The organism is Streptomyces sp. NPDC088124 (genome assembly GCF_040685895.1).
In the GTDB taxonomy this organism is placed as follows: Bacteria; Actinomycetota; Actinomycetes; order Streptomycetales; family Streptomycetaceae; genus Streptomyces.
On record NZ_JBFBJB010000009.1, the window covers coordinates 24,520 to 48,302 of the forward strand.

Annotated in this window: 22 protein-coding genes; 7 read left to right on the top strand and 15 right to left on the bottom strand. The window is 70.8% G+C overall.

What is annotated here, in order from left to right; all coding sequences use genetic code 11:
• Window positions 1-8 precede the first annotated feature (8 nt).
• The 9 genes from AB0P17_RS09570 to AB0P17_RS09610 form a co-directional block, all read right to left on the bottom strand.
• Window positions 9-1,547, bottom strand: a complete 1,539-nt coding sequence (locus AB0P17_RS09570; RefSeq protein ID WP_365809190.1) for a class I adenylate-forming enzyme family protein — start codon at window positions 1,545-1,547, stop codon at window positions 9-11.
• Between the two features lie 111 nt (window positions 1,548-1,658).
• Window positions 1,659-1,979: an EthD family reductase gene (locus tag AB0P17_RS09575; protein WP_365809192.1), complete on the bottom strand. Its 321-nt coding sequence runs from the start codon at window positions 1,977-1,979 to the stop codon at window positions 1,659-1,661.
• A 57-nt stretch (window positions 1,980-2,036) separates the two neighbouring features.
• Complete coding sequence (locus tag AB0P17_RS09580; RefSeq protein ID WP_365809193.1) at window positions 2,037-2,462, bottom strand: hypothetical protein; 426 nt, start codon at window positions 2,460-2,462, stop codon at window positions 2,037-2,039.
• Entirely contained in the window at window positions 2,459-3,793 is a 1,335-nt protein-coding gene (locus AB0P17_RS09585; protein ID WP_365809195.1) for an FAD-binding protein, read from the bottom strand. Before AB0P17_RS09585 ends, AB0P17_RS09580 begins: the two co-directional genes overlap by 4 nt.
• Before the next feature lie 3 nt (window positions 3,794-3,796).
• Window positions 3,797-4,156, bottom strand: coding sequence for a nuclear transport factor 2 family protein (locus AB0P17_RS09590; protein WP_365809197.1), 360 nt, complete (start codon window positions 4,154-4,156; stop codon window positions 3,797-3,799).
• A gap of 467 nt (window positions 4,157-4,623) precedes the next feature.
• Window positions 4,624-5,343, bottom strand: coding sequence for an alpha/beta hydrolase (locus AB0P17_RS09595; RefSeq protein ID WP_365809198.1), 720 nt, complete (start codon window positions 5,341-5,343; stop codon window positions 4,624-4,626).
• 21 nt (window positions 5,344-5,364) lie between these two features.
• Complete coding sequence (locus AB0P17_RS09600; RefSeq protein WP_365809200.1) at window positions 5,365-6,336, bottom strand: alpha/beta hydrolase; 972 nt, start codon at window positions 6,334-6,336, stop codon at window positions 5,365-5,367.
• A 334-nt stretch (window positions 6,337-6,670) separates the two neighbouring features.
• The gene (locus AB0P17_RS09605) at window positions 6,671-7,285 is read right to left on the bottom strand and encodes an FMN reductase (RefSeq protein WP_365809201.1); all 615 of its coding nucleotides are present in this window, start codon (window positions 7,283-7,285) and stop codon (window positions 6,671-6,673) included.
• A complete protein-coding gene (locus AB0P17_RS09610) occupies window positions 7,282-8,376 on the bottom strand; it encodes an LLM class flavin-dependent oxidoreductase (RefSeq protein ID WP_365809203.1) in 1,095 nt (364 codons plus the stop codon). The genes AB0P17_RS09605 and AB0P17_RS09610 overlap by 4 nt, the downstream gene beginning before the upstream one ends.
• 241 nt (window positions 8,377-8,617) lie before the next feature.
• On the opposite strand from AB0P17_RS09610, the gene AB0P17_RS09615 reads away from it, so the two are divergent.
• From AB0P17_RS09615 to AB0P17_RS09645, 7 genes are all read left to right on the top strand, one after another.
• A complete protein-coding gene (locus AB0P17_RS09615) occupies window positions 8,618-9,469 on the top strand; it encodes an NmrA/HSCARG family protein (RefSeq protein ID WP_365809205.1) in 852 nt (283 codons plus the stop codon).
• Between the two features lie 371 nt (window positions 9,470-9,840).
• Entirely contained in the window at window positions 9,841-10,926 is a 1,086-nt protein-coding gene (locus AB0P17_RS09620) for a helix-turn-helix domain-containing protein (RefSeq protein ID WP_365809206.1), read from the top strand.
• Between the two features lie 178 nt (window positions 10,927-11,104).
• On the top strand, window positions 11,105-13,852 hold the full coding sequence (locus AB0P17_RS09625) for an AAA family ATPase (RefSeq protein WP_365809207.1): 2,748 nt from the start codon (window positions 11,105-11,107) through the stop codon (window positions 13,850-13,852).
• 25 nt (window positions 13,853-13,877) lie between these two features.
• On the top strand, window positions 13,878-14,693 hold the full coding sequence (locus tag AB0P17_RS09630; protein WP_365809209.1) for an alpha/beta hydrolase: 816 nt from the start codon (window positions 13,878-13,880) through the stop codon (window positions 14,691-14,693).
• A 480-nt stretch (window positions 14,694-15,173) separates the two neighbouring features.
• On the top strand, window positions 15,174-16,424 hold the full coding sequence (locus tag AB0P17_RS09635; RefSeq protein WP_365809211.1) for an ABC transporter substrate-binding protein: 1,251 nt from the start codon (window positions 15,174-15,176) through the stop codon (window positions 16,422-16,424).
• Between the two features lie 41 nt (window positions 16,425-16,465).
• Window positions 16,466-17,359: a sugar ABC transporter permease gene (locus AB0P17_RS09640; RefSeq protein ID WP_365809213.1), complete on the top strand. Its 894-nt coding sequence runs from the start codon at window positions 16,466-16,468 to the stop codon at window positions 17,357-17,359.
• An 8-nt stretch (window positions 17,360-17,367) separates the two neighbouring features.
• Window positions 17,368-18,183, top strand: coding sequence for a carbohydrate ABC transporter permease (locus AB0P17_RS09645; protein ID WP_365809215.1), 816 nt, complete (start codon window positions 17,368-17,370; stop codon window positions 18,181-18,183).
• Between the two features lie 45 nt (window positions 18,184-18,228).
• Here the strand turns inward: AB0P17_RS09645 and AB0P17_RS09650 are convergent, their stop codons facing one another.
• The 6 genes from AB0P17_RS09650 to AB0P17_RS09675 form a co-directional block, all read right to left on the bottom strand.
• Window positions 18,229-18,840: a TetR/AcrR family transcriptional regulator gene (locus tag AB0P17_RS09650; RefSeq protein WP_365809217.1), complete on the bottom strand. Its 612-nt coding sequence runs from the start codon at window positions 18,838-18,840 to the stop codon at window positions 18,229-18,231.
• 90 nt (window positions 18,841-18,930) lie between these two features.
• Entirely contained in the window at window positions 18,931-20,079 is a 1,149-nt protein-coding gene (locus tag AB0P17_RS09655; RefSeq protein WP_365809218.1) for an acetyl-CoA C-acetyltransferase, read from the bottom strand.
• Between the two features lie 74 nt (window positions 20,080-20,153).
• Window positions 20,154-20,948 (bottom strand): enoyl-CoA hydratase-related protein, encoded by a 795-nt coding sequence (locus AB0P17_RS09660; protein ID WP_365809220.1) that lies wholly within the window; start codon window positions 20,946-20,948, stop codon window positions 20,154-20,156.
• Window positions 20,945-21,724, bottom strand: a complete 780-nt coding sequence (locus AB0P17_RS09665) for an SDR family oxidoreductase (RefSeq protein ID WP_365809221.1) — start codon at window positions 21,722-21,724, stop codon at window positions 20,945-20,947. The genes AB0P17_RS09660 and AB0P17_RS09665 overlap by 4 nt, the downstream gene beginning before the upstream one ends.
• Window positions 21,721-22,497, bottom strand: coding sequence for an SDR family oxidoreductase (locus AB0P17_RS09670; protein ID WP_365809222.1), 777 nt, complete (start codon window positions 22,495-22,497; stop codon window positions 21,721-21,723). The genes AB0P17_RS09665 and AB0P17_RS09670 overlap by 4 nt, the downstream gene beginning before the upstream one ends.
• Window positions 22,494-23,723: an acyl-CoA dehydrogenase family protein gene (locus AB0P17_RS09675; RefSeq protein ID WP_365809224.1), complete on the bottom strand. Its 1,230-nt coding sequence runs from the start codon at window positions 23,721-23,723 to the stop codon at window positions 22,494-22,496. Before AB0P17_RS09675 ends, AB0P17_RS09670 begins: the two co-directional genes overlap by 4 nt.
• Window positions 23,724-23,783 lie beyond the last annotated feature (60 nt).

Consider the following 23,783-nt stretch of genomic DNA (forward strand, 5'->3'; position numbering starts at 1 on the left):
GTCTCTCCTCACTCCGTGGCGCCGCGGGTGTCGGTGGGGGCGGCACGCAGCCTCCGGACGAGTGCCCGGGCCCCCGCCCGGTCCAGTTTGCCGACTTTCGTCTGGGGCAACTCCTCTATCCCGTACACGAATTCGGGCCATTTGGCCTTGGAGAGTCCGACCGTGTCGAGGTGTCCGGTCACCTCCGCCAGCGCGATGGAGCCACCGTCCTCGGTGACGACGAGCAGCGCGACCCGTTCGCCGAGCACTTCGTCGGGGACCGGCGTGACGCAGACCCTCGACACACGAGGGTGGGCCGCGACCGCGCGCTCTATCTCGGTGATGTCGATGTTGCGGCCGCCGCGGATGATGACGTCCTTCTCCCGGCCCATGATGCTGATCGTGCCGTCCTCATGGGGCATCAGCAGATCGCCGGTGGGGAAGTAGCCGTCCGGTGTGAGGGACGGCGGGTCGACCCGGCCGGCGCGGGCGTAGCCGAGGAAGAGCGAGGGGCCGCGCACCTGCGCCCGGCCGGATTCCCCCGGTCGCGCCCGCTCTCCCCCGGCCGTGAGCGCGCGCAGGTCGGTACCGGGGAAGGGGCGGCCGTCCCTTCCGAGCCGGATGTCCTCGGGGTCGTCCGGGCCCGGCGAGGTGTGGCCGAGACACTCCGACATGCCGAAGACGCGGAGGATCTTCGTACCGAGGGAGCGTTCGGCGCGGGCGAGCGCGCCCCGGTCCATGGGGCCGCCGCCGACCGTGATCGCCCTGACTCCCCCGAGGATCCCCGAACCGGCCGCCTCGGCGCCCATCTGGAGCGCCATGGTCGGTACGCACATGGTCCAGCGGACCTGGTGGTCGGCCAGCCGGCGCAGCGCGACGGCCCGGTCCCACTTCGCCGTCAGGACGAGCGGGCCACCCAGTTGCAGGGCCAGGTGTACGCCGAAGCAGTACGCCGCCGTCGAGGACAGCGGCACGATCGCGGCCACCGCGTCGCCCCGGGCGAGGCCGTTGATCGCGATGGTGTGCGCGCCCGCGTACCGCAGCGCCTCCTCCGACTGGACGACGCCCTTGGGCCGCCCCGTGGAGCCGGAGGTGAGCCCGATCAGGACACCGCCCGACCAGCGCGCCACATCACGCGGCCCCGGCGCGGCCCGGCAGTTCCAGCCGTCGAGCACGGTCTCGGCACGGCCCGGCAGCAGTTCGGGCACCGCCCATTCGTCCATCGCCGAGGGCTCGGCGACGACCACGTCCGGGCGGATGTCCTCCCAGGCCGCGGCGAACTCGGCGCGGGTGGTGTGCCGGTTGACGACCGCGAGGACGCCCCCGTTACGGCCGACGGCGAGGGTGGCGGCGACGGTGCGCCAGGAGTTGTCGGCCTGCACCATGACCGTGGCGCCCGCCGCCTCCGTCCCGTCCGCCCTGTCCGCCCCACCCGGTGACAGGGCTTCGGCCAGCCGGGCCGCCTCGGCGAGCAGTCCGCGCGCGCCGTGCTCTCCCGCGTCGTCGACGACCGCGACGAAGTCCGCCTGCTCGGCTCTGAGTTGGAACTCCCGCACTACCTGTCGCATCCCGGCTTCCTCGCTACGCTGTGCCGAACTCCGGACTGAATGCTGTGCTGTGCTGTGGTGCGTTGTGCTGTGCTGTGGCGCGGTGCCGTGCCACCGTCGGGTGCGGCGGTGTCAGCCGGTGAACAGCTCCGCCTCGGGGCCCATCACCGCGATGCGCCGGCCCTTCATGTCCCCGACCTGCGCGACGGCCCGCTCCCACTCCGGGCTCGCGAGCGCCTTCCGCAGGTCCTCCGGGGAGTCGAAGCTGAGGACGGACAGCCCGTCCCACCCCTCGGAGCGCGTCTCCAGGGCCGTGTCGATCTCGGTGTGCCGCCAGGCGCGCAGTCCGGGCAGGAGGCGGGTCAGCTCCGCGTGGTCGCCCCGCCACCAGTCGATGAACCGCTGGTGTGTCCACTCGGGGGGCCGGGCTGCCAGCAGGACGAGGTTGTACATGACGGTTCTCCTACGTGTTCAGTGCCCAGGCGTTCAGGCGCCCAGGTGTCCGGACATTCAGGGAAAGCGGATCTCGGACGACCGGCCGATCAGCAGCCGCTGGAGCCTGCCCTCGCCGTTCACCCGGCCGGCCGCGACGAAGCTGGCCTCCGGGACACCGGCGCGCCGCACCTCGCCGAGGAAGAGTTCGTCCTGGCCGAGGGTGGTCGCGGAGAGCCGGTGGTGGGTACGGGTGCCCTTCTCCCGCTGCTCCAGGTAGCCGACGAGCGCGGCGCGGTCCCCCGCGAAGTCGGTGGCGCTGCCGCCGCCCGTGGAGAACAGGATGGAGAGCGCGAAGTCGTCGCTGATCAGGTCGAGGATCCTGGCGGGCTCGTCGCTGTCCAGGATCTCGAACCACGCGGTGAGGAAGGGCGCCGGGGAGGGCTCGTCGGTGGGTTTGCCGGTCGATGCGCCGGTGGGTGCGTTGGTGGGTGTGCCGGTCATCTCAGCCTCCAAGTGGCCGGGGGTCGGACGGTGTCTGCCCGGCCGCGCCCGTGGCCGCCGGGCGCCCCCCGGGCGCGGGCCGCGGCCAGCAGGCCCGCGCGGCGGCCGGTGACGACCGCCTGGCACAGCCCGCCGCCGTATCCCTCGTGGTAGACGTCGGACATGTCGGCGCCCGCCGCGTACAGACCCGGCAGCGGCCGGCCCGAGGCGTCCACGGCGGTGCCCTCGTCGTCCACCTCGACGCCGCCGAAGGTGAAGGTGATCGCGGGGACGACATCCGCGGCGAAGACGCGCCCGTCGCCGAGCCGGGCCCGCGCCCCGTCGTCGAGCACGGGCTCGGTGTGTCCCCATTCCCGCAGTACGGGAAGGAGTGCCGTGAGGTCCTCCGCGACGGTCGTCCGGCCGCCGCGGTCCCGGGTGAAGGCCCAGCGGTCCAGCCGTGGGGTGCCCGGTACGAACGGCGCCTGAGCGGCGTCCCGCTGCACCTCCTCCGACCACAGCAGCAGGCCGCGGCCACCGTGCGCGGCCAGTGCCATGGCGTTGTTGTGGTCCCCGCGCCGTTCATCGGTGAACCGGTGTCCCCGCGGGTGGAACAGGAGACCGAGGCCGCTGTGGTAGAGGGCGAAGGTGATGTGGTCGACCGGGGAGAGCGACTGGACGCCGGAGGCGAAGAGGTGACCGTAGAAGCCGGTGTTGGCGGTGTTCACGGACCCGCCGAGCCGCTCGGCGAGGGCCACTCCGGTGCCCCGCGAGTACGTGTTTCCCCGCAGCGGCGGCACGAAGCCCCCGCCGACGAGGGAGGCCCGTACCTCCGGATCGGCCTGCCGTCCGCCGGTGGCCAGCACCACCGAGGGGCTGGTGATCCGCAGGACGCCGTCCGGAGTGGACGCGACGGTCAGATAGCCGTGGCCGGTGCGCGTCACGTCCTCGGTCCGCGCCTCGGCGACGACACGGCCGCCGCCCGCCATGACCTCCCGTACCAGATGGGCGATCACGACCGGCATGTCGAACTTGTGACCACGCCCGGCCAGCGCCCGCTCCTCGCCGGTCAGGGGCGGTGCGTACCCGGTGAGCCAGTCGATGGCGTCGCGGTAGCCGTCGACCACGAGGCGGCCGTGGCGCTGGAAGCGGCCGGGGTCCTCCTCGCGCAGCCGCTCGGCGCTCTCGACGGCCCAGACGTAACCGCCGGAGATCGCCGCCGATCCCCCGACGGTCGCGGCGGGCTCCAGTACGACGGTCGTGGCCCCCGCGGCGGCGGCCGTGGCCGCGGCGGAGAGGCCCGCCAGCCCGGCGCCGAGTACGACGAGGTCCGCGCGCAGTTCCCTCGCCATCGGCTACGCCGGCCGGTCGACGAGGTCGAAGGTGGTGGTGAAGAACGACTGGTAGCGGGCCAGTTGTCCGTCCGGTGTGACGGCCGCGGCGGAGAGGAAGGACCCGACGGTCCTCCCCGACTCGGTCACGACGCCGTACACGGTCTCCAGATCGCCGTCGGCGGTGGCGCGGAGGACCTCGTGCACCCGGTCGACGGCGGCGCGGCCCGCTATGTAGGCGGCGAAGTCGTCCCTGGATGTGCCCCGGGCCTCGCGCCCCGGCAGGGCGATGAGGAACTGGAAGTCCGGCACGAGGAGGTCGAGCGCCTGTTCGGGGTGTTCGCTGTCCATGCGGGCCAGATACGCGCGCAGCACGGGGGCCATGAATATCCTTTCAGCTGTCGTCCGCCTGCCCGGGGGAGCCGGCGCCGAGGGGGATCCAGCACCTCCCACTCGAACTGAGTTAAGTTCAATTCAGTAAGTGGATTTTAATCCCGCCGAAACACACCTGGCAATAACCGGTGGCGGACTCGGTCCGAACGGTCCGGGGAGAAAGGGCGCGGCCCGCCGGCGGAACTCGGCCGGCGGGCCGGTGGCGGTTGCCCAAGAGGCAGGTCGCCCGGGGAGCGGATCGCTCAGGTGACACTCAGAGGGCGGCATGAGAGTGCGCCCTGGTCGACCAAGGCTTCAAGAACACCGTCGTCCTGCACGCGGCGCTGGAGGCCTTCTCGGACTGGGCCGGGTCCTCGCCGGTGGGGCGGTTGGGCGAACATCCCTGGCCGCGTCCTTCCGGGCCTGGACCGTCTCCCTCCCATCCCGCCGTGGTCCGCGCGGCCGTCCGTGCCGCCCGGTCAGTTCACTGCGTGTACCGCTTCGCGGATCAGGTCGGCGACCTCCTTGGGCCGGGAGACGGCTACGGCGTGCGACGCGCCCTCGACCTCGACGACGGTTGCCCCGGCCCGTTTCGCGGCGAAGCGCTCCACCTCCGGGTTTATGGCCTGGTCGGCGCCGGCCACCAGGGCCCAGGACGGCTTGGCCTTCCACGCAGCGGCGGTGGCCGTCTCCTCGAAGGCCGCAACCGCGAGCGGACGCTGCGCGGCCGCGAGGACCTTCGTGACCTCGGCGGGCACGTCGGCGGCGAAAACCGATGGGAACGCCTCCTCCGCGATGGTGACTTCGACGGCCCGGCCGCCGTCCGCGACCGGGTACGTCCACTGCTTGAGGTTGCTCACCAGTGGCGAAGCGGGGAAGCGCCCCTGCAACTCGCCGAGGCTCTCGCCCTCCTCGAGAATGTAGGCGGCCACGTAGACGAGACCGACGACGTTGTCGGTGATACCGGCCACGGTGATGAGCGCACCGCCGTAGGAGTGGCCGACCAGCACGACGGGCCCGTCGATCTGGGAGGCCACGGACGCGATGTACGCGGCGTCGGCCGCCAGGCCACGGAGCGGGTTCGGCGGCGCGATCACGGGAATGCCGTGGCTCTGCAGTTCCGCGACAACCCCGGCCCAACTGCCCGCGTCGGCGAACGCGCCGTGGACGAGGACGACCGTGGGGGTGGAGATGGTCATGTCTGTGGTGTCCCCTCGGGGTCAGGCGGTGTGCAGTGCGGTACGCAGGGTGCCGACGGCCATGGTGATGGCGGCCTCGGCGGCATGGGTGCCGCGCAGGGCGTTGAGCATGACGAAGTCGTGGATGATGCCCTGGAAGCGCACGGCCGTGACCGGGACACCGGCCTCGCGGAGCTTGTTGGCGTACGCCTCGCCCTCGTCCCGCAGCACATCGGCCTCGCCCGTGATGACCAGGGCCGGGGGCAGGCCCGCCAGCTGCTCGGTGGAGGCGCGCAGCGGGGACGCGGTGATCTGGGCACGCTCGGCCTCGTCGGTCGTGTACTGGTCCCAGAACCACTGCATGCCGTCCCGGCGCAGGAAGTAGCCGGTGGCGAACTGATGGTAGGAGCCGGTGTCGAAGTTCGCGTCGGTGACCGGGTAGAAGAGCACCTGGTGCACCAGCGGGATAGCACCGCGTTCCTTCGCCATCAGGGTCAGCGCCGCCGTCATGTTGCCGCCGACCGAGTCGCCCGCCACGGCCAGCCGCGAGCCGTCGAGGCCCTTGGACGTACCCTGCTCCACGACCCACCGCGCGACCGTGTAGTTCTGCTCGATGGCGACGGGGTAGCGGGCCTCGGGCGACAGGTCGTACTCGGGAAACACGACTGCGGCGTTCGCGCCGACGGCGAGCTCGCGGACCAGACGGTCGTGGGTGTGCGCGTTGCCGAACACCCAGCCCGCGCCGTGAATGTAGACGATCACCGGCAGGGGGGCCTCGGCGCCGACCGGCTTGACGATCCGGGCCCGGACGCTGCCCGTCGGACCGCCCTCGACGGTGATCCACTCCTCGTCGACCGCCGGCTTCTCGATCTCCCCGGACTGCACCTCGTCTACGGCCTTACGCCCCTCCGCCGGGGGCAGGTCGAAGAGGTAGGGCGGGTTCGCTGTCGCCTCCGCGAACGCTGCTGCGGCGGGCTCCAGCACCGGCTGAACCGGCTCCGTGGCATCAGACATGTGAATCTCCTGGAATCTCATGGGGGCACCGGGCCCTTCCGGCGAATGGCTCGGATCGTTGCGCTGAGCGCGCCGGTGCAGCTGATCGTCACCGTAAAAGCCTTTCATGGGACTTCATTGCCCGCGAGCGCACCGCTGGTGTCCTCACCGTGCACGTACACGCTCCACCCGATCCCCGGGACGCACAACGGCGTCGCGGCGGGTCTTCCCGGGGCGAGCGGTTCCCGGCCCGGATCATGATCTTCCGGGGAGTCGTCCCATGACCGCCCGGCCCCGACGCCAGTGCCCCTCCCTCCTACGGTCCGCGCGCACGTGTGGCCCGTAGGAGCCGGCCTCAGTCGAAGCGCAGGTCGGAAAGCTGCCGTTCGAGCGCGGTGACATCGTCGTCGGCCGGCGCGTCGGCCGGGCGGGCTGCCATGAGGGCGGCCAGCTCGGCAGCCGCCCGCTCCGTGCGCGCGAGCAGACCCTCGGTGTAGGCGTCGCCTCCGGATCCCCAGTCCTCGGACGCCGCGTACACCGCGGTGGGGACGACGGTGGCGCGCAGGTAGGCGAAGAGCGGGCGCAGGGCATGCTCCAGGACCAGGGAATGACGGGCCGTGCCTCCCGTCGCCCCGATCAGGACCGGTTTGCCGGAGAGGGCTTCGGGATCGATCAGGTCGAAGAAGGACTTGAACAGCCCGCTGTAGGAGGCGGTGAACACCGGCGTCACGGTGATCAGACCGCTCGAAGCGGTCACCGTGTCGATCGCCGCGGCCAGTGGCGGCGGTGGGAATCCGCTCACGAGGTTGTTGGCGACGGCGACGGCCAGTTCCCGCAATTCGACGACCTGGATCTCCACGTCGTGCCCGTGCACGACGAGTTGACCACGTACGGACGCGGCGAGACGCTCCGCGAGCAGACGCGTGGAGGACGGAGTGCTCAGCCCCGCGGACACCGCGACCAGCTTCATGCGGCGCTCACTCCCTTCGAGGTCTCGGCGGCGGCCGGCGCCGCGTGTGTCGGCGCGTCCGGCACGCCGGCCGGGCGGCCGTTCGCGAACTCCTCGCGCAGTACGGGTACGACCTCTTCGCCGAGCATGTCGAGCTGCTCCAGAACGGTCTTCAGGGGGAGGCCCGCGTGGTCCATCAGGAACAGCTGCCTCTGGTAGTCGCCGACGCTCTCACGGAAGGACAGCGTCCGCTCGATGACCTGCTGGGGAGACCCCACCGTCAACGGGGTCTGCTCGGTGAAGTCCTCCAGTGACGGCCCGTGCCCGTAGACGGGCGCGTTGTCGAAGTAGGGGCGGAACTCCCGAACGGCGTCCTGCGAGTTCTTCCGCATGAAGACCTGCCCGCCGAGACCGACGACGGCCTCCTCCGGCCGGCCGTGACCGTAGTGGGCGTACCGCCGCCGGTACAGCTGGACCATCCGCCTCGTGTGGTCGGCCGGCCAGAAGATGTTGTTGTGGAAGAAGCCGTCGCCGTAGTAAGCCGCCTGGTCGGCGACCTCGGGGGAGCGGATGGAACCGTGCCAGACGAACGGCGGTACGGCGTGCAGTGGACGGGGTGTTGACGTGAACCCCTGGAGGGACGTCCGGAACTTCCCCTCCCAGTCGACGACATCCTCGCGCCACAGACGTCGCAGCAGCGCGTAGTTCTCCTTGGCCAGGTTGAGTCCCTGCCGGATGTCCTGCCCGAACCACGGGTAGACCGGACCGGTGTTGCCACGGCCCAGCATCAGGTCGACCCGGCCGTCGGCCAAGTGCTGGAGCATCGCATAGTCCTCGGCGATCTTCACCGGATCGTTGGTGGTGATCAGCGTCGTGGCGGTGGACAGGATCAGCCTCTTGGTACGGGCCGCGATGTAGCCGAGCATCGTGGTCGGGGACGACGGTACGAACGGTGGGTTGTGGTGCTCCCCGGTCGCGAAGACGTCCAGTCCCACCTCCTCCGCCTTGAGCGCGATGGTGACCATCGCCTTGATGCGTTCGTGCTCCGACGGAGCACGCCCGGTGGTCGGATCGGCTGTCACATCACCGACCGTGAAAATGCCGAACTGCATGGGTCCCTCTATTTCCCGCGTTCATATGAGACGTTGGGAACGGTAGGCGGCGGACGAGCGGTCGCCATGACTGTGCGTGCACCGGAACGAGCCCTCCAGCGCCCTCCTCGTACGGTTGCGGGAACTCGGCACTCTCGGACACGGGGCTGTGCGCCGGGAGGCAATTCGCCGGGCCCCATGTGCCTACGGTCGGGAACAGCGGAACCGGCCACGTACGGCCCACAACGGAAGGAACTCTTCGATGGTCGATGAACCGATCCTGGTACTTGCGGCAACCGGAGGACAGGGCAGCGCCGTGACCGACGCGCTGCTGGGGCACCGGGCACGGGTACGCGCGCTGGTGCGCGACCCCGAGCGGCCGGCAGCGCGGAAACTGGCCGGCCGGGGTGCCGAACTGGTGACGGGATCCTTGAGCGATCGCACGTCGCTCGCCGCCGCGATGACCGGAGTGGCGGGCGTCTTCGCGTTCACCACCCCCTTCGAGGCCGGCATGGAGGCGGAAGTGGAGCAGGGGCGGGCGATCGTGGCCGCCGCCGCGGAGACGGGCGTGCCGCATCTCGTGTTCAGCTCGGTCGCCGGAGCCGACCAGCGCAGCGGGGTACCGCATTTCGACAGCAAGGCTGCTATCGAGGCCGAGCTGACCTCCGGCAATGTGCCGTACACGATTCTGGGGCCGACCTATTTCTTCGACAACGCGCTCGGCGGAGCGGAGCGCATCCTCGGCGGTGTTCTCGACCTGCCGCTGCCGCCCGACCTGCCCTTGCAGCAGCTTGCCCGCCGCGACCTGGGTGCGTTCGCGGCGGAGGTCCTGCTCAACCCCGCTCCCTACGCCGGGCAGCGTGTCGAGCTGGCAAGCGACGCGCCCACTCCCCGGCAGATGGCGGCCACGCTCAGCACCGTGCTGGGACGCGAGGTCCGCCATGAGAGAGTGCCGCTGACGGCGATCGGCAACCCTGACATGCATGCGATGTGGACGTTCCTGAACGGCCCCGGCTACCGTGTCGACGTCCCCGCGCTGCATGCCGCTCACCCGGAAGTCCGCTGGACCAGCTTCGCCGACTGGGCGCTCACCTCATTCGGAGGGGACCGCTGAAGCAGCCGGGCCGGTGCCGCCACAGAGCACACCTGCCGTGGCGGCACCGGCCCGGCCGCTTCAGCGTCATATGCGCCAGCGGTCGGGGCCGGTGCCGCGCGACGCCCTCGCCCCACTCGCCTGGGCCTTCATACTCCCGACGTCCTGAGAAGTCCCGCACATGATCCGGCCCGCAGGGCCTCTGCGTCCCGCCGCACGCTCGTCCGTCCCGGTCCCGCACCTCTGATCTCATACGTTCACGCGATGCGCCGGCCACGGCCCGGCTGGCACGGTGTCCGGAAAGCACACCCGCCGGAATGACGGAGATCATGTCGCCGGATTCACCGATACCCCACCCCGACCTCTCGGCCACCCTTTACACCACGGATTCAGTGCCGACGAACCGAAGGCGCACGTACTGGTGCGAGGCCCTGTCCCGGACGTTCGGCGCCGTGGACATGGCCGTCCCCGACGAAGTGGACCACGGCACGATCCGTACGTCGCCACTGGGCCAGATGCTGGCGGTCACGGTGGACGGTGATCCCCTGCGAGCCGTGCGCACCCGCCGGCTCATCGCAGGAAGCGACAACGACGACTACGTGGTCGTGAAGCTGGTGAGCAGAGGAGCCGCCCGCGTCGAACAGGACACCCGTGACGTATGCGTACGGCCGGGGCAGCTCTTCGTCTACGACATGGCGCGTCCGATCCGGCTGACCCTCCCCGAGCGCTTCCAGACGAAGTCCCTCGTCCTGCCGCGCCATGTGCTGGGCCTGAGCGAGTCGGACCTGCGGCAGCTCACGGCATCGCCCCTGGATACCGAGACGGCACTCGGCGGGCTGCTGTCGCCCTTCCTGTCCCGGCTCGTGGACACCGCGGGGGCGTATCCGCAGCGCATCGGCGCGTTGATCGCCGGGAACGTCGTGAGCCTGCTGACCGTGCTGGCCGACGAGCGACTGGGCAGGGACACCATGAGCACGCCGAGCGCCGCCCAGGCGTTGCTGCTGCGGATCAGGGCCCACATCGACCGGCATCTCGCGGACCCGGACCTGACGCCGGACGCCATAGCCCGCGCCCATCACATCTCCGTGCGCTATCTGCACAAGCTGTTCCAGGCCGAGGACATCACCGTAGGCCGTTGGATTCAGCGCCGTCGGCTGGAGGAGTGCAGACGCGAGCTGGCCCGCCTGGAGGCGGCGAGCACGACCGTCGCCGCGGTGGCCCACCGGTGGGGTTTCGCGAGCGCCTCCCACTTCAGCCGGGTGTTCCGGACCGCTTATGCGATGTCCCCCGCCGAGTGGCGGGACCACGCGGCCCGGGAATCTCGTGTCGCCCCCGATGCCCCGTGGCGCGTCACCGATACCGGGGCCGGTGAGGGCACCGCGGTGCCCTCGTTCCGGCCCTCCCCTGTCCTCCGTCCCGCCGACGCTACGGAGGACACTGCGGGCTGCGGCGGGGGAGGTTCCAGGTCAGCGGCGTGACCGGAGTCACTCGCCCTCCATACCACGTGTGCGTGGGGCTGTCGTTCTTGCGATAGTGGACGCGCGGCGCGTCCGTCCGCGTCCTTCGGCGCCGGCAGGCGACGCCGATGCGCGGAGTCACCGTACGGCCTGTGCGGAGCCCCGCTCGGGTCGGCCGGTGCGGACGAGGAGAGTATGCGTGGCGGGGTCAGGCGGCTCGCTGTCCCGGAGCGGCCTGCGTGGCCGGGAGGCCCAGCTCGACGAAATGCATACCTTGATCGCCTCGGTGTCCCGGACCGGAAGCAGTGCCCTGGCCCTGATCCGGGGCGAGGCGGGCATCGGCAAGACCACGCTGCTCGCCGAGGCCGTCGCCGTGGCTGGAGAAGCGGGGTTCTCGGTCGGCCTCGGCAAGGCCGATGAGCTGCATCACATCGTGCCGCTCTCGTCGTTGGCGGCCTGCGTCCTGCACGGCGATCGGCCACTGCTGTCCGGCGACGCCTTCGCCGACCTCGCCCGCAATCACGATCAGCGGATCTGGCTGGTGGAACGTCTCGCGCAGGCGATCGAAGCCAGGGCGGTCGGCGAGCCGGTACTGATCGCGCTGGACGACGTGCACTGGGCCGACCAGCTGAGCCGGTTCGCCCTGAAGCGACTTCCGGCACGCTTGCGAACCTCACCGGTTCTGTGGATCCTCACCGCGCGACAGGAGCCCGCCGGCCCGGCGGAGGAGATCGTCGCGGCGGCGACGGAAGAACTCCCCACGGTCACTGTGCCGCTGGGCCCGCTGTCCGGTGCGGCCATCGGCCAACTGGCCGGCGACACCCTGGGGACAGCCGCCGACGAACGCGTACGGGACGTGCTCGACGGAGCCGGCGGGAACCCGTTTCTGGCGGTCGAGATGCTCACGGGGCTACGGAACGACGACGCCTCGGCCGGGCCTGTTCCCTCCGGGCTCGTGCTGGGTGTGCGCGCCAGACTCAGGTCGCTGGGGCCTGAAACCCTGCGCTTCCTTCGACTGGGAGCGGTGCTGGGGCGCAAGTTCGGCTTCCATGACGCTGCCCTGCTCAGCGGTCGGCCGTCCACCACATTGATCCCCGCGCTCGAGGAGGCGGTGCGCGCGGGAATCCTGGACGACGAGGGGGACCAACTGGTCTTCCGACACGATCTGCTGCGTCGGGCGGTCTACGTCGACATCCCGCCGTCGGCCCGGAAGGTCCTGCACCGAGAGGCCGCCAACCATCTGGTCTCCGCGGGCCACCGGCCGATCGACGCGGTGTCGCACATCCTTGAGGGCGCCCTGCCCGGAGACGAGGAAGCGGTGTCGCTGCTGCGGCGAGCCGCTGACGACGTGCTGCCGGTCGCACCGGGCCTCGCGGCCGACCTCATGACGCGCGCCCTGGAGTTGGTGCCGCCTGCGCGGCCACAGGAGTTCGCCGTGGGCGAGCAGGCCATCGTCTGCCTGACCCGGGCCGGCAGGAACCGGGAGGCGCTGTCGACCGGCGACCGGCTGCTGGCCGGCCGACCGCCTCTGGAGGTGTTCAGCCGACTGCAGGCGGCTCTCGGCGGAGCACTGTGGAACATGGATCTCGCCGACGAACTGCGCCGCCGGGCCGAAGCAGCGCTCGCGGTCGAGGGCGCCGCCCCAGAGGTCGGGGCGAGGCTCGCCGGCCTGCGTGCGCTGGCCCTGTCCCGAGGCCGTGATCTTGACGCGGCAGGGAAGGCCGGCGAGACGGCGCTGCGCGCCGCCGTCACGGTCGGTGACAGAGACGCGCATGTCCTGGCCCTGTTCGGACTCGGCGAGACCGCGCTCAACGCGGGTGAGAACGCCGTCGCGCTGAAGCGCTTCACGGCGCTCAGCGCCATCGATCCCGCGTACTCTCCCGAGGAAATCGTCGCGTACCAGCACATGGACGACTTCGAGGCCGGGGAACGGCTGCTCCTCCAGGCAGCGCACCACGCCGGGTCGTCGCGTCAGGCAATGCTGCTGTGGGCACAGGCTCAGCAGCATCTGGGGCTGGGCAGGCTCGACGACGCAGAGGCCGACCTCGTGACGATGGAGCGTCTGGAGGACGACGTGCAGATTCCTGTCCAGCAGGTGAACGCACGCGTGATCCGCTCCCGGATCGCGGTGTTGCGTGGCGACCGGGCCGCAGCGCGGCTGCACATGGCCGCGGCGCGGGAAAGGCTGGCGGCCAAACCGAACCCGGGCAACACAGCCGCGGTGCGCTTCCTGGAAGCGGTCATCGCCGAGGACGACGGGGACATCGGACTTGCCGTCGACAGAATCCGGCAGGTGCAGAAGGAAGGTCCCTTCATGCGCTGGCGGCTGTTGCGCGCGTGGGTCGATTCCGCGATACGCACAGCCCTGCGGGGCGCGGACCGCCAACTCGCCGAGGGCTTGGCCGCACAGGCCGAGGCCCACGCCGAACGCAACCCGTCCGTACCCACCGCCACGGGCATCGCCGCGCAGGCTCTCGGGCTCGTGAAAAACGATCTCGCCATGCTGGAACGCGCCACAGCGCTGCTCGGCACAAGCCCTCGCCCCCTGGTCCGGGCCGCGGCCCACGCCGATCTCGGGCAGGCACTCCTGGCGGCAGGCCGCGAACCTCAGGCCGTGGCGGCCCTGACCCACGCCCGTGCCACGTTGGCCGAGTCGGGCGCCCACGCGGCGGTGGCACGCGTACAGCAGGTTCTCGACGGCGAACAGGCGGGCGGCCGCAGGGCAGCGCCGAAGCAGCGCCCGGTCCAGGGATGGGAGGCCCTGACGGCCGCGGAGAGGAAGGTCGCGCGCCTGATCGCCGAGGGCCACACCAACCGGTCCGCGGCTGACTTCCTCGTCGTCTCCCCTCACACGGTCAACACACACCTGACGTCCGTCTTCCGCAAGCTGTCGGTCAATTCCCGGGTCCAGCTCGCCAACCTGGTCATGGCCTTGCGCGGCCGCTGAGCGGATATGTTGGTACGTTCGCGCGATGCGCGCCGTATCCGCGGGCGCTTGGCTGGGCAGCCGAAAACCTTCGGAGGGCAGCCCCGTGCACGGACCCACTCCACCACCGCCGACCGTCGTACTCGTGCACGGGGCGTTCACCGACGCCTCGTCCTGGGCGAAGGTCATCAGGCTCCTCCGCACCGCCGGCCTCACCGTGCTCGCCCCGGCGAACCCGCTGCGCGGCCTGGCGCAGGACGCCTCCTACATCAGGAGCGTGCTGGGCCAGATCACCGTCCCGGTCGTGCTGGTCGGCCACGGCTACGGTGGCGCGGTCATCACCCATGCCGCCGCCGACGCGGACAACACCGTGGCGTTGTGCTACGTAGCGGCGTTCGGCCTCGATGCCGGAGAGTCCGTGTCGGACATCATGAACCGGTTCGCCCGAACGCCGCGGACCGGGGCGACCGTCACCGACGCCCGTCCTGCCCCGTCTCCCGCCGGCCGGCAGAGCGAGGTGTACATCCGTAAGGAACGGTTCAGGCAGGTATACGCCGCCGACCTGTCACCCCGCGTCACCGATGTGCTGGCTGTGACGCAACGCCCGATCGCTCGAAGCACGCTCAACGACACCTCGGGCCCGCCGGCATGGGCCTCCAAGCCGTCCTGGTACGCCATCTCGGCCGCCGACCGGATTCTCAGCCCCGTCGCCCAGCGCTTCATGGCGCAGCGCATGGCGGCCACCGAGTATCTGCTGAAGGCTTCGCACGCCGTTGTGCTGTCGCAGCCCGGCGCCGTAACGGCGATGATCCAGGAAGCCGTTGAACATGTCACCGACCGCGGCAGTACCCACAGCGAATGAAGCGGGCAAGATACCCCATCGGTAAAATAGCCCGGTTTTTCTTCCTTTCTGTCATTCTCTCCTCGAAGTCGATCTTCCGCAGGCTAGGGTCTTTCGTTTAAATCAGGCTGGATCAGGGAGCGGGGTCTGGTGCTGTGCATCGCAAGGCGGAGGAGGGAGGCGACGCAGGAGCGGATGGGGCCTCCCCTGGTCGAGCGAAGCCGAGACCTTGGGGATGACTGACGACAACGCCGCGAGGCGCGGCACCAGGGCACGCGAGCCCAGCATGATCCAAACGAGAGGCCCTAGACGCCATCGGCGTTCGATATGCTCGTTCGAGCGGGAGGGTCTCGTAAGGACCATCTCGTCGGCGATCCGGAGTCCGTACCGTCGCGCGCGGGCTCCGTACTGCTCCAGTCGCCACGTGACGTCCTGGACCCCGTCAGCCTTCCCGGGACGGGAAGAGCGGCAACAGACACCACTCGGGAAACAGGCACCACCATGATCTCACCGGCCAGACCGTCGGTTCGGCAGACCGGCGCCCTCGTCGGAGCCCTCGCCCTGCTCCTGGCCGCCACGGGCTGCGGTGGCGGGGCCGGCGCCGGATCCGCCACCGACGAGGTCACCACGATCACCGCCCTCGACTACTACACCGACGAGCCGGAACACGCTCAATGGGGCGACCTGCTCACCGCCTGCGGCAAGAATGCCGGTGTCACCGTCGAGCACACCAGCGTTCCCGCGGCGTCACTGACCCCCACGGTGCTGCGGCAGGCGTCATCGCGGACCCTTCCCGACCTGTTGATGCTGGACAACCCCGACCTCCAGCAGATCGCACAGACGGGCGCGCTGACCCCGCTGGACCAGTACGGCATCGACTTCAGCGGGTTCTCCAAAGGCATCCTCTCCGCGGGCACCTACCAGGGGAAGGTGTACGGACTGGCGCCCGCCGTCAACACGGTCGCCCTCTTCTACAACAAGGACATGCTCTCCGAGGCCGGTGTCGCCGTGCCGACGACCTGGGACGAACTGAAGACGGCAGCGGCCGAGTTGACCCGTCCGGGGCGCTACGGCATGGCCGTCGACGCGAACGCCACGTTCGAAGGCAGCTGGCAGTTCCTGCCCTTCCTGTGGTCCAACGGCGGGCACGAGAAGCAATTGGACACTCCACAGGCCGCGCAGGCACTCCGGCTCTGGGTCGACCTGGTGAAAAACGGATCCATGTCGAAATCGGTGCTGACCTGGAATCAGTCCGACCTCCACGATCAGTTCCTCGCCGGCAGGACCGCCATGATGATCAACGGCCCGTGGCGGATCCCCGCCCTGAACCAGGCCGAGGACCTGCACTGGGGGGTGGCCCGCGTTCCCGTACCCCGCGCGGGGCAGACCCCGGTCACACCGCTCGGCGGTGAGGTGTGGACAGTTCCGCAGAACGCTTCCAAGTCCCGGCAGGACAAGGCAGCCCGGGTACTCGCCTGCCTGAACAACTCCTCGAACATGCTGGCGGTGGCCAAGGATCACTTCACCGTGCCCTCCCGCACCACGGTGGCCTCCCGGTACGCCGAACGGGTCCCGTCCATGGCCGCTTTCGTCGACAGCGTCCAGCGAGCCCGGTCCCGTACCGGCGAACTCGGTGTCACGTGGCCGAGAGCGGCGACCGGGATATACACCGCGGTTCAGTCCGCGCTGACGGGCGAGCAGACACCGGAAGAGGCACTCAGGCGCGCACAGCAGATCGCGACCGGCCCGTGACCGGTCCGACGCGAAGGGCCATGGACGGCAAGGACCGGTTCATGGCCCGGGATCGCCTCGGGGAACGGCTCGCCCAGTGGATGTTTCTCGTGCCCGCCGTGGCATACCTGCTGCTGTTCTTCGGCTACCCCGTCGTCAAGAACATCCTGATGAGCTTCCAGCAGTACACGGCAACGACGTTCTTCACCGGTGCCGCACCGTTCGTCGGGCTACGGAACTACTCCACCATCCTGTCGTCGGGCCTGTTCTCCAAAGCCCTGCTCACCACGGTCCTGTTCACCGCCGGTTCGCTGTTCGGGCAGTTCGTGCTCGGCCTGGCCTTCGCACTGTTCTTCCGGCGCAGCTTCCCACTGGGCGGCGTACTCCGGTCGCTGTTGCTGCTGCCGTGGCTACTGCCACTGGTCGTTTCCGGGACGGCATGGAGGTGGATGCTCGACACCGACACCGGAGTCGTCAACGACACACTGCGCGGCCTCCACCTCCTGTCGTCCGGCGTCCCCTGGCTCACCGGTACCCCCCAGGCACTCGTGTCGGTGATCCTCATCAACATCTGGGTGGGCATCCCCTTCAACACCACCATCCTGTACGGCGGCCTGCAGAACATCCCGGCTCATCTGTACGAGGCGGCGAAGCTGGACGGCGCCGGTCCGGTGACGTCGTTCCGCCATATCACCTGGCCGCTGCTGCGGCCCACGGTCGGTGTCGTACTGGTGCTGGGCGCTGTCTACACGCTCAAGGTGCTGGACATCATCCTCGTGGTGACGGGTGGAGGACCCGCCGACGCCACGGAGACCATCGCCACCCGCTCCTACGAACTGTCCTTCCAGCAGTTCGAGTTCGGCCCCGGAGCCGCCATGGGCAACGTACTCATCGTCATCTCGCTCGTCTTCGCCATCGTCTACCTGCGCGCCGGCCGGCGCGCCCGGAACGCCTGAGGAAGCCTGTGATACGCGCGCCGAGGCGGGGCTGGCCGTCCACCATCACCGGGATCGTCCTGCTCGGGCTGATGCTGTTCCCCGTCTACTGGACAGTGAATGCCTCCCTCCAGCCCACGGGCAGCGCGCTGCAGGGAAGCTGGTTCCCCTTCCACCCTGACTTCAGCGGTTACACCACGGCGATACGCGATCAGGCGCGCAACCTCGTCACCAGTCTCGTCGTGGCTCTCGGCAGCGTCCTCCTCAGCCTCACGCTTGCCGCGCCGGCGGCCTACGCGCTCGCCCGGTTCCGCCTCCGAGGAGCCGACCTCGTACTCTTCGGCATCCTGGTCACACAGATGGTGCCGAGCATCGTCGTGGCCAACGCGCTCTACAGCGCCTACAACGACCTGGGACTCCTGAACTCCACCCTCGGACTGGTCCTCGCCGACTCCACCACAGGCGTCCCCTTCGCGATCATCGTTCTGCGCTCGTTCATGCAGGGCATACCCGAGGAGATCATCGAAGCAGCGCGGGCGGACGGCGCCGGGAGGCTGCGCACCTTCTGCTCCGTCGTACTCCCCGTGAGCGTGAACTCCCTGATCACCGCCGCCCTCTTCACTTTCCTCCTCGCCTGGAGCGACTTTCTCTTCGCGCTCACACTGACCACGACACAGACCACGCGGCCGATCACTCTGGGTATCTACGAGTACATCGGCGCTCACACGAACCAGTGGAACGCCACCATGGCCACCGCCGTTCTGGCATCCGTCCCGGCGGCAGTGCTGCTCGGCGTCGCCCAGCGCTACGTCGCCCCTGGGGTCACCAGCGGGGCCGTCAAGTGACGACAGAACTACTGTCCGCTCTCATGCCACCCTCTCCGGTGGCGCTCAGGTGGCGACCATGCGCACGCAGGAGCCCTCGATCAGCTCACTGATCTCCGAGAGCGGCGTCGGCCCCGACGGCCGGTACCACCGCCAGACGCTGACGATCAGGCCGAGTACCCCCGCGCCCAGCAACTGCGCGTCCCGCAGCGGGAAGACGCCCTGGGACATGCCCCGTACCAGCAGATTCGTCCAGTCCCGCTCGACGACCTGGACCAGTTGGCGGGCCGCGACCCGCTCCGCCTCCTCGCGCTTGGACCCGCGCGCGCCGGAGAGCAGGTCCATGTGGCTCTGCAGGATCCGCATCTGCAGCACCTCGTGCGCGGAGACGTCGTACGCCGCGCGGACTGCCGCCCGCAGCGCCTCGACCGGGTCCGTGATGTCCTCGGTGGCCTCGGTGAACCGGTCGTGGGAGCGCTGGAGTTCGAGCCGCATGATGGTGAGCAGGCAGTGGGTCTTGGACTCGAAGTAGTGGTAGAGAGCGGTCTGTCCGATGCCCACGCGCTCGGCGACGGTCGACCACTTCGTGGCCTCGAAGCCGGACTCGCCGAAGCAGTCGACGGCGGCCGTGAGAATGGCCGCGCGCTTGGATCGCGGTCCCGCCTCCGGTTCAACCATCCTGGCCATCGTCTCCCTCTCCAGACCGTCACCCACCGTGTCAGTACCCGAGAGTAGCCCCAAATTGAACTCAGTTGCCAATCAGCCGGTTCACAGGCGTTCGAGGACGGTGGCATTGGCCATGCCGCCGCCCTCGCACATCGTCTGCAGACCGTACCGGCCGCCGGTCCTGCGCAGCTGGTGGACGAGTGTGGTCATCAGCCGCGCGCCCGTGGCGCCGAGCGGATGGCCGAGCGCGATCGCGCCGCCGAAGGCGTTGACCTTCTCCGGGGCCGCGCCCGTCTCCTTCTGCCAGGCGAGGACCACGGAGGCGAACGCCTCGTTGATCTCGACCAGGTCGATCCGGTCGAGGGAGAGCCCCGCGCGGTCCAGGACCTTCTCGGTGGCGGGGATCGGGCCGGTCAGCATGTGGATCGGGTCCGAGCCGACCACGGTCATCGCGTGCACGCGGGCCACCGGGGTCAGGCCGTGGCGGCGTACCGCCTCCTCCGAGGCGATCAGCAGCGCGGCGGCACCGTCGGAGATCTGGCTGGAGACGGCGGCGGTCAGCCTGCCCCCCTCGGTGAGGGTCTTCAGGCCCGCCATCTTCTCCGGTGTGGTGTCGGCGCGCGGCCCCTCGTCCCGGGTGAGCCCGAAGGACGGGACGATCTCGTCGTCGAAGACGCCCTCCGCCTGGGCGGCGAGCGCCCGCTGATGGCTGGTGAGCGCGAACCGCTCCATGTCCGTACGGGAGACGGCCCACTTCTCGGCGATCAGTTCGGCGCCGCGGAACTGCGAGACCTCCTGGTCCCCGAAGTGCTCGCGCCAGCCGTCACCCCCGAACGGGGTTCCCAGGCCCGCCTGTTCGCCGACGTACAGGGGGCTGGCGATGGGCACCAGGCTCATCACCTCGACCCCGCCGGCGACCACCAGGTCGGCGGCGCCCGAGCCGACCGCCTGGGCGGCGAAGTGCACGGCCTGCTGGGAGGAGCCGCACTGGCGGTCGATGGTGGTGCCGGGCACATGCTGGGGCAGGCCCGCGGAGAGCCAGGCGGTGCGGGCGAGGTTGCCGGTCTGCGCGCCGATCTGGCTGACGCAGCCGAAGAACACGTCGTCGACCTCACCCGGGTCGACGCCGCCGCGGGCCAGCAGGGCGCGCAGCACATGGGCGCCGAGGTCGGCCGGGTGGACGCCGCTCAGCGCGCCCTTGCGGCGGCCGACGGGGGTGCGGACGGCCGCGACGATGAATGCTTCCGACACTGTGCTCTCCATGGTTTCGGTACGGGGACGGCCCGGCCGGCGGTACCGGCGCGGGCCCGTGGCGGGGAGGGGGATCAGGGCTCGTACGAGGTGCCCGCGAAGTCCGGTGCGCGCTTGCCGAGGAAGGCTGCGACGCCCTCGCGGCCCGTCGCGGAGGCGGCCGCCGCGGCGATGGCCCGTGCCTCGCTGTCCAGGTGCGGGCCCAGCTCCGTCAGCGGACCGGCGGCGACGAGGCGACGGGTGGCGCCGAAGGCGGCGGTGGGTCCGCGGCGCAGGGCCTCGGCCGTCCGCTCGGCCTCGGCGGTCAACCGGTCCGCGTCGACCACCCGGGTCACCAGTCCGATCGCCTCGGCTTCGGCCGCCGGTACCCGGCGGTTGGTCAGCAGCAGGTCCAGGGCCCGCTTCGGCCCGACGAGGCGGGGCAGCGACCAGCTCACCCCGGCGTCCGGCGAGTAGCCGATGCCGGTGTAGGCGGCGGTGAACGTGGCGTCATCGGCGGCGAGGGTGAGGTCGGCGGCGGCCGCCAGCCCGAGCCCCGCCCCGGCGACCGGGCCCTGTACGGCGACGACCAGCGGCGCGTCGATCGCGGCGAGGACGCGCAGCGCGCCGTGGAGCGCGCCGGTCACCGCCGTCAGGTGGCTCTCCAGCTCCTCGGCCGGGAGCGCGGAGAACTCCCGCAGATCGCCGCCGACGCAGAAGGACCGGCCCTCTCCGGTGAGCAGGACGGCCCGTACGTCCGCCCGCGCGCACGCCCGCGCGGCGTCCAGCAGTCCGCGCGCCATCGCCAGGTCGATGGCGTTGCCCGCCTCGCCGCGCCGCAGGGTCAGCCGGGCGAGGCCGTTGCCCTGGATGTCGGTGGAGACCCTCATCGCGCCGTCCATCCGCCGTCGACGGTCAGGATCTGTCCGGTGCAGTACGAGGACGCGTCCGAGGCGAGGAAGAGCAGTGCGCCGTCGAGTTCGTGGGCGTGGCCGCCGCGGCCCAGCAGGGTGTTGCGTCCGACCCAGCGGGCGGAGCGCTCGTCGCCGAAGAGGTCCGCGGTCATCTCGGTGCGGAACCAGCCGGGGGCCAGCGCGTTGACGCGGGTTCCGGTGGCGCCCCACTGTCCGGCCAGTTCGCGGGTGAGCCCGATCAGTCCGGCCTTGGAGGCCGCGTAGCTCGCGCCGCCGAGCGGGGCGGCGGAGACCAGGCCGAGGATGGAGGAGACGTTGACGATGCTCGGTCCGGCCATGCGCCCCCCGGCGGGTGCCTCGGCGGTGAGCCGGGCGAGGTGGAAGGGCGCGGTGAGATTCACGCCGAGGACGTCGGTGAAGGCGTCCGGGGACTCGTCCTCGGCGCGGGTCGCGCCGGCCATGGCCGCGTTGTTGACGAGGACGTCGATCCGGCCGCCGTCGGCCAGCGCGGTCTCCACCAGCCGGACACGGTCGGCCGCCACCGAGACGTCGCAGGTGACGGCGTGGATCCGGGGGTGCGAGGCGGCGAGTTCCCGGAGCGGGCCGGTGCGGCGGGCGGCGGCGAACACGGTGGCGCCCGCCTGGGCGAGGACGGTGGCGAAGCGCCCGCCGAGCCCGGCGGAGGCGCCGGTGACGATCGCCGTCCTGCCCTCCAGCGAGAACAGTTCGGCGGCGGGACGCGGCGCGCTCATCCGGCCACCCCGATCGGCAGGGCGGTGGCGCCGCCGTCGAGCACCAGGGTCTGGCCGGTCATCCAGGAGGAGGCGTCGGAGGCCAGGAACAGCGCCGCGTTCGCCACGTCCTCGACCGTGCCGAGGCGGCGCATCGGCAGCGCGGCGGTGAGGATGTCCTCGCGGGCCTCCCACACCGCGCGCGCCAGCTCCGTCTTGATCAGTCCGGGCGCGATGGCGTTCACCCGGGCGCGTGGGCCGAGTTCGTAGGCGAGCTGCCGGGTCATGTGCAGCATGGCGGCCTTGGTGGCGTTGTAGTAGCCGATGTGCGGGTCGACGACGAGCCCGCCGACAGAGGCGATGTTGATCACCGCTCCGCCGTGTTCGGCCATCGACGCCCGCCAGGCGCAGCGGGTCCAGGCGACCATCCCGTACTGGTTGACCCGTACGGTCTTCTCGGCCCGGGGCAGGTCCAGGTCGAGCAGGTCGCCGTGGTACGGGTTGGTCGCCGCGTTGTTGACGAGGATGTCGACGCGGCCGAAGCGGCTCATGGTGGCGTCGACACAGGCCTCGGCCTGGTCGGGTTCGCCCGCGTTGGCGACGACGGTGTGGATGTCCCCGTCGCCCTCGACCCCCAGCAGGTGCGCGCGGGCCTCGGCGAGTCCGGGCGCCTTGCGCGCCGCGATCACCACATGGGCGCCGGCCGCCCGGTAGGCGGCGGCGATGCCGAGGCCGATGCCGCGGGAGCCGCCGGTGATGACGGCGACCCGGCCGTCGAGCGTCGGTGTGCTCATGCCGCACCCGCCGTGGTGCCGGTGGCCCGGTGGCGGGCGAGTTCCCGGCGGGCGATCGTCCGCAGGTGCACTTCGTCGGGGCCGTCGGCGATGCGCAGCGCCCGGGTGATGGCGTACAGCCGGGCCAGTACGGTGTCGTCGCTGACGCCCGCCGCGCCGTGCGTCTGGACCGCGCGGTCGACCACCTTGTGGGCGACCTCCAGCGCGGCCACCTTGATGGCGGCGACCTCGGTTCGGGCGGCGGCGTTGCCCGCGGTGTCCATCAGCCAGGCCGACTTCAGGACGAGGAGGCGCAGTTGCTCGATCTCGATGCGGCTGCGGGCGATCCACTCGCGGACCACGCCCTGGTCGGCGAGCGGGCCGCCGAAGGCGATCCGCTCGGTGGCGCGTTCGCACATCAGCTGGAGGGCGCGTTCGGCGAAGCCGACGGCGCGCATCGCGTAGTGCATGCGGCCCGGTCCCAGTCGTCCCTGGGCGAGTGCGAATCCCTCGCCCTCGCCGCCGAGGATGTTCGCCGCGGGGACGCGGACGTCCTCGAAGAGCACGTCGCCGTGGCCGAGGCGGTCGGTGTAGCCGAACATGGGCAGGTCGCGCAGGACCGTGACGCCCGGGGTGTCTCGCGGGATCAGCACCATGGACTGCTGGCGGTAGGCGGGCGCGTCCGGGTCGGTCCTGCCCATCAGGATGATCAGCCGGCAGTCCGGGTCCATGATCCCGGAGGTGTACCACTTGCGGCCGTTGACGACGTAGCTGTCACCGTCGCGGGTGATGCGGGTACGGATGTTACGGGCGTCGGAGCTGGCGACCTCGGGTTCGGTCATCGCGAAGCAGGACCGGATCTCGGCGGTCAGCAGCGGCCGCAGCCAGCGGTCCTGCTGCTCGGGGGTGCCGTACAGCGCGAGCAGCTCCATGTTCCCGGTGTCGGGCGCCGAGCAGTTGAAGACCTCGGGGCCGATGAGGGAGCGGCCGGCCAGCTCGGCGAGGGGCGCGTAGTCGAGGTTGGTGAGTCCCGCGCCCCAGTCGCCGTGCGCGAGGAAGAGGTTCCAGAGGCCCTCGGCCCGTGCCTTCTCCTTCAGCTCGGTCATCACCGGCGGCAGCGCGTGGGGATCGGCCGCCGCGGCGAGCTGCCGGTCGTAGGCACCCTCCGCGGGATAGACGTGCTGTTCCATGAAGGACCGCATACGGTCCTGGAGTTCGCTCGCGCGTGGCGAGAGTCCGAAGTCCACGATTGCTCCTCCTCGCCGGCGGCCGGCCCGGCGTACGTCCTCTGTGCGGTGTGTGACGGG

What these genes read in the sequence shown, in the direction of transcription:
- AB0P17_RS09640 (WP_365809213.1), top strand. Translation starts at nt 16,466, where the DNA reads ATGGCCCGGGATCGCCTCGGGGAACGGCTCGCCCAGTGGATGTTTCTC.
- AB0P17_RS09670 (WP_365809222.1), bottom strand. Translation starts at nt 22,497, where the DNA reads ATGAGCACACCGACGCTCGACGGCCGGGTCGCCGTCATCACCGGCGGC.
- AB0P17_RS09650 (WP_365809217.1), bottom strand. Translation starts at nt 18,840, where the DNA reads ATGGTTGAACCGGAGGCGGGACCGCGATCCAAGCGCGCGGCCATTCTC.
- AB0P17_RS09595 (WP_365809198.1), bottom strand. Translation starts at nt 5,343, where the DNA reads ATGACCATCTCCACCCCCACGGTCGTCCTCGTCCACGGCGCGTTCGCC.
- AB0P17_RS09630 (WP_365809209.1), top strand. Translation starts at nt 13,878, where the DNA reads ATGCGCGCCGTATCCGCGGGCGCTTGGCTGGGCAGCCGAAAACCTTCG.
- AB0P17_RS09615 (WP_365809205.1), top strand. Translation starts at nt 8,618, where the DNA reads ATGGTCGATGAACCGATCCTGGTACTTGCGGCAACCGGAGGACAGGGC.
- AB0P17_RS09580 (WP_365809193.1), bottom strand. Translation starts at nt 2,462, where the DNA reads ATGACCGGCACACCCACCAACGCACCCACCGGCGCATCGACCGGCAAA.
- AB0P17_RS09585 (WP_365809195.1), bottom strand. Translation starts at nt 3,793, where the DNA reads ATGGCGAGGGAACTGCGCGCGGACCTCGTCGTACTCGGCGCCGGGCTG.
- AB0P17_RS09610 (WP_365809203.1), bottom strand. Translation starts at nt 8,376, where the DNA reads ATGCAGTTCGGCATTTTCACGGTCGGTGATGTGACAGCCGATCCGACC.
- AB0P17_RS09660 (WP_365809220.1), bottom strand. Translation starts at nt 20,948, where the DNA reads ATGAGGGTCTCCACCGACATCCAGGGCAACGGCCTCGCCCGGCTGACC.
- AB0P17_RS09665 (WP_365809221.1), bottom strand. Translation starts at nt 21,724, where the DNA reads ATGAGCGCGCCGCGTCCCGCCGCCGAACTGTTCTCGCTGGAGGGCAGG.
- AB0P17_RS09575 (WP_365809192.1), bottom strand. Translation starts at nt 1,979, where the DNA reads ATGTACAACCTCGTCCTGCTGGCAGCCCGGCCCCCCGAGTGGACACAC.
- AB0P17_RS09605 (WP_365809201.1), bottom strand. Translation starts at nt 7,285, where the DNA reads ATGAAGCTGGTCGCGGTGTCCGCGGGGCTGAGCACTCCGTCCTCCACG.
- AB0P17_RS09590 (WP_365809197.1), bottom strand. Translation starts at nt 4,156, where the DNA reads ATGGCCCCCGTGCTGCGCGCGTATCTGGCCCGCATGGACAGCGAACAC.
- AB0P17_RS09635 (WP_365809211.1), top strand. Translation starts at nt 15,174, where the DNA reads ATGATCTCACCGGCCAGACCGTCGGTTCGGCAGACCGGCGCCCTCGTC.
- AB0P17_RS09600 (WP_365809200.1), bottom strand. Translation starts at nt 6,336, where the DNA reads ATGTCTGATGCCACGGAGCCGGTTCAGCCGGTGCTGGAGCCCGCCGCA.
- AB0P17_RS09570 (WP_365809190.1), bottom strand. Translation starts at nt 1,547, where the DNA reads ATGCGACAGGTAGTGCGGGAGTTCCAACTCAGAGCCGAGCAGGCGGAC.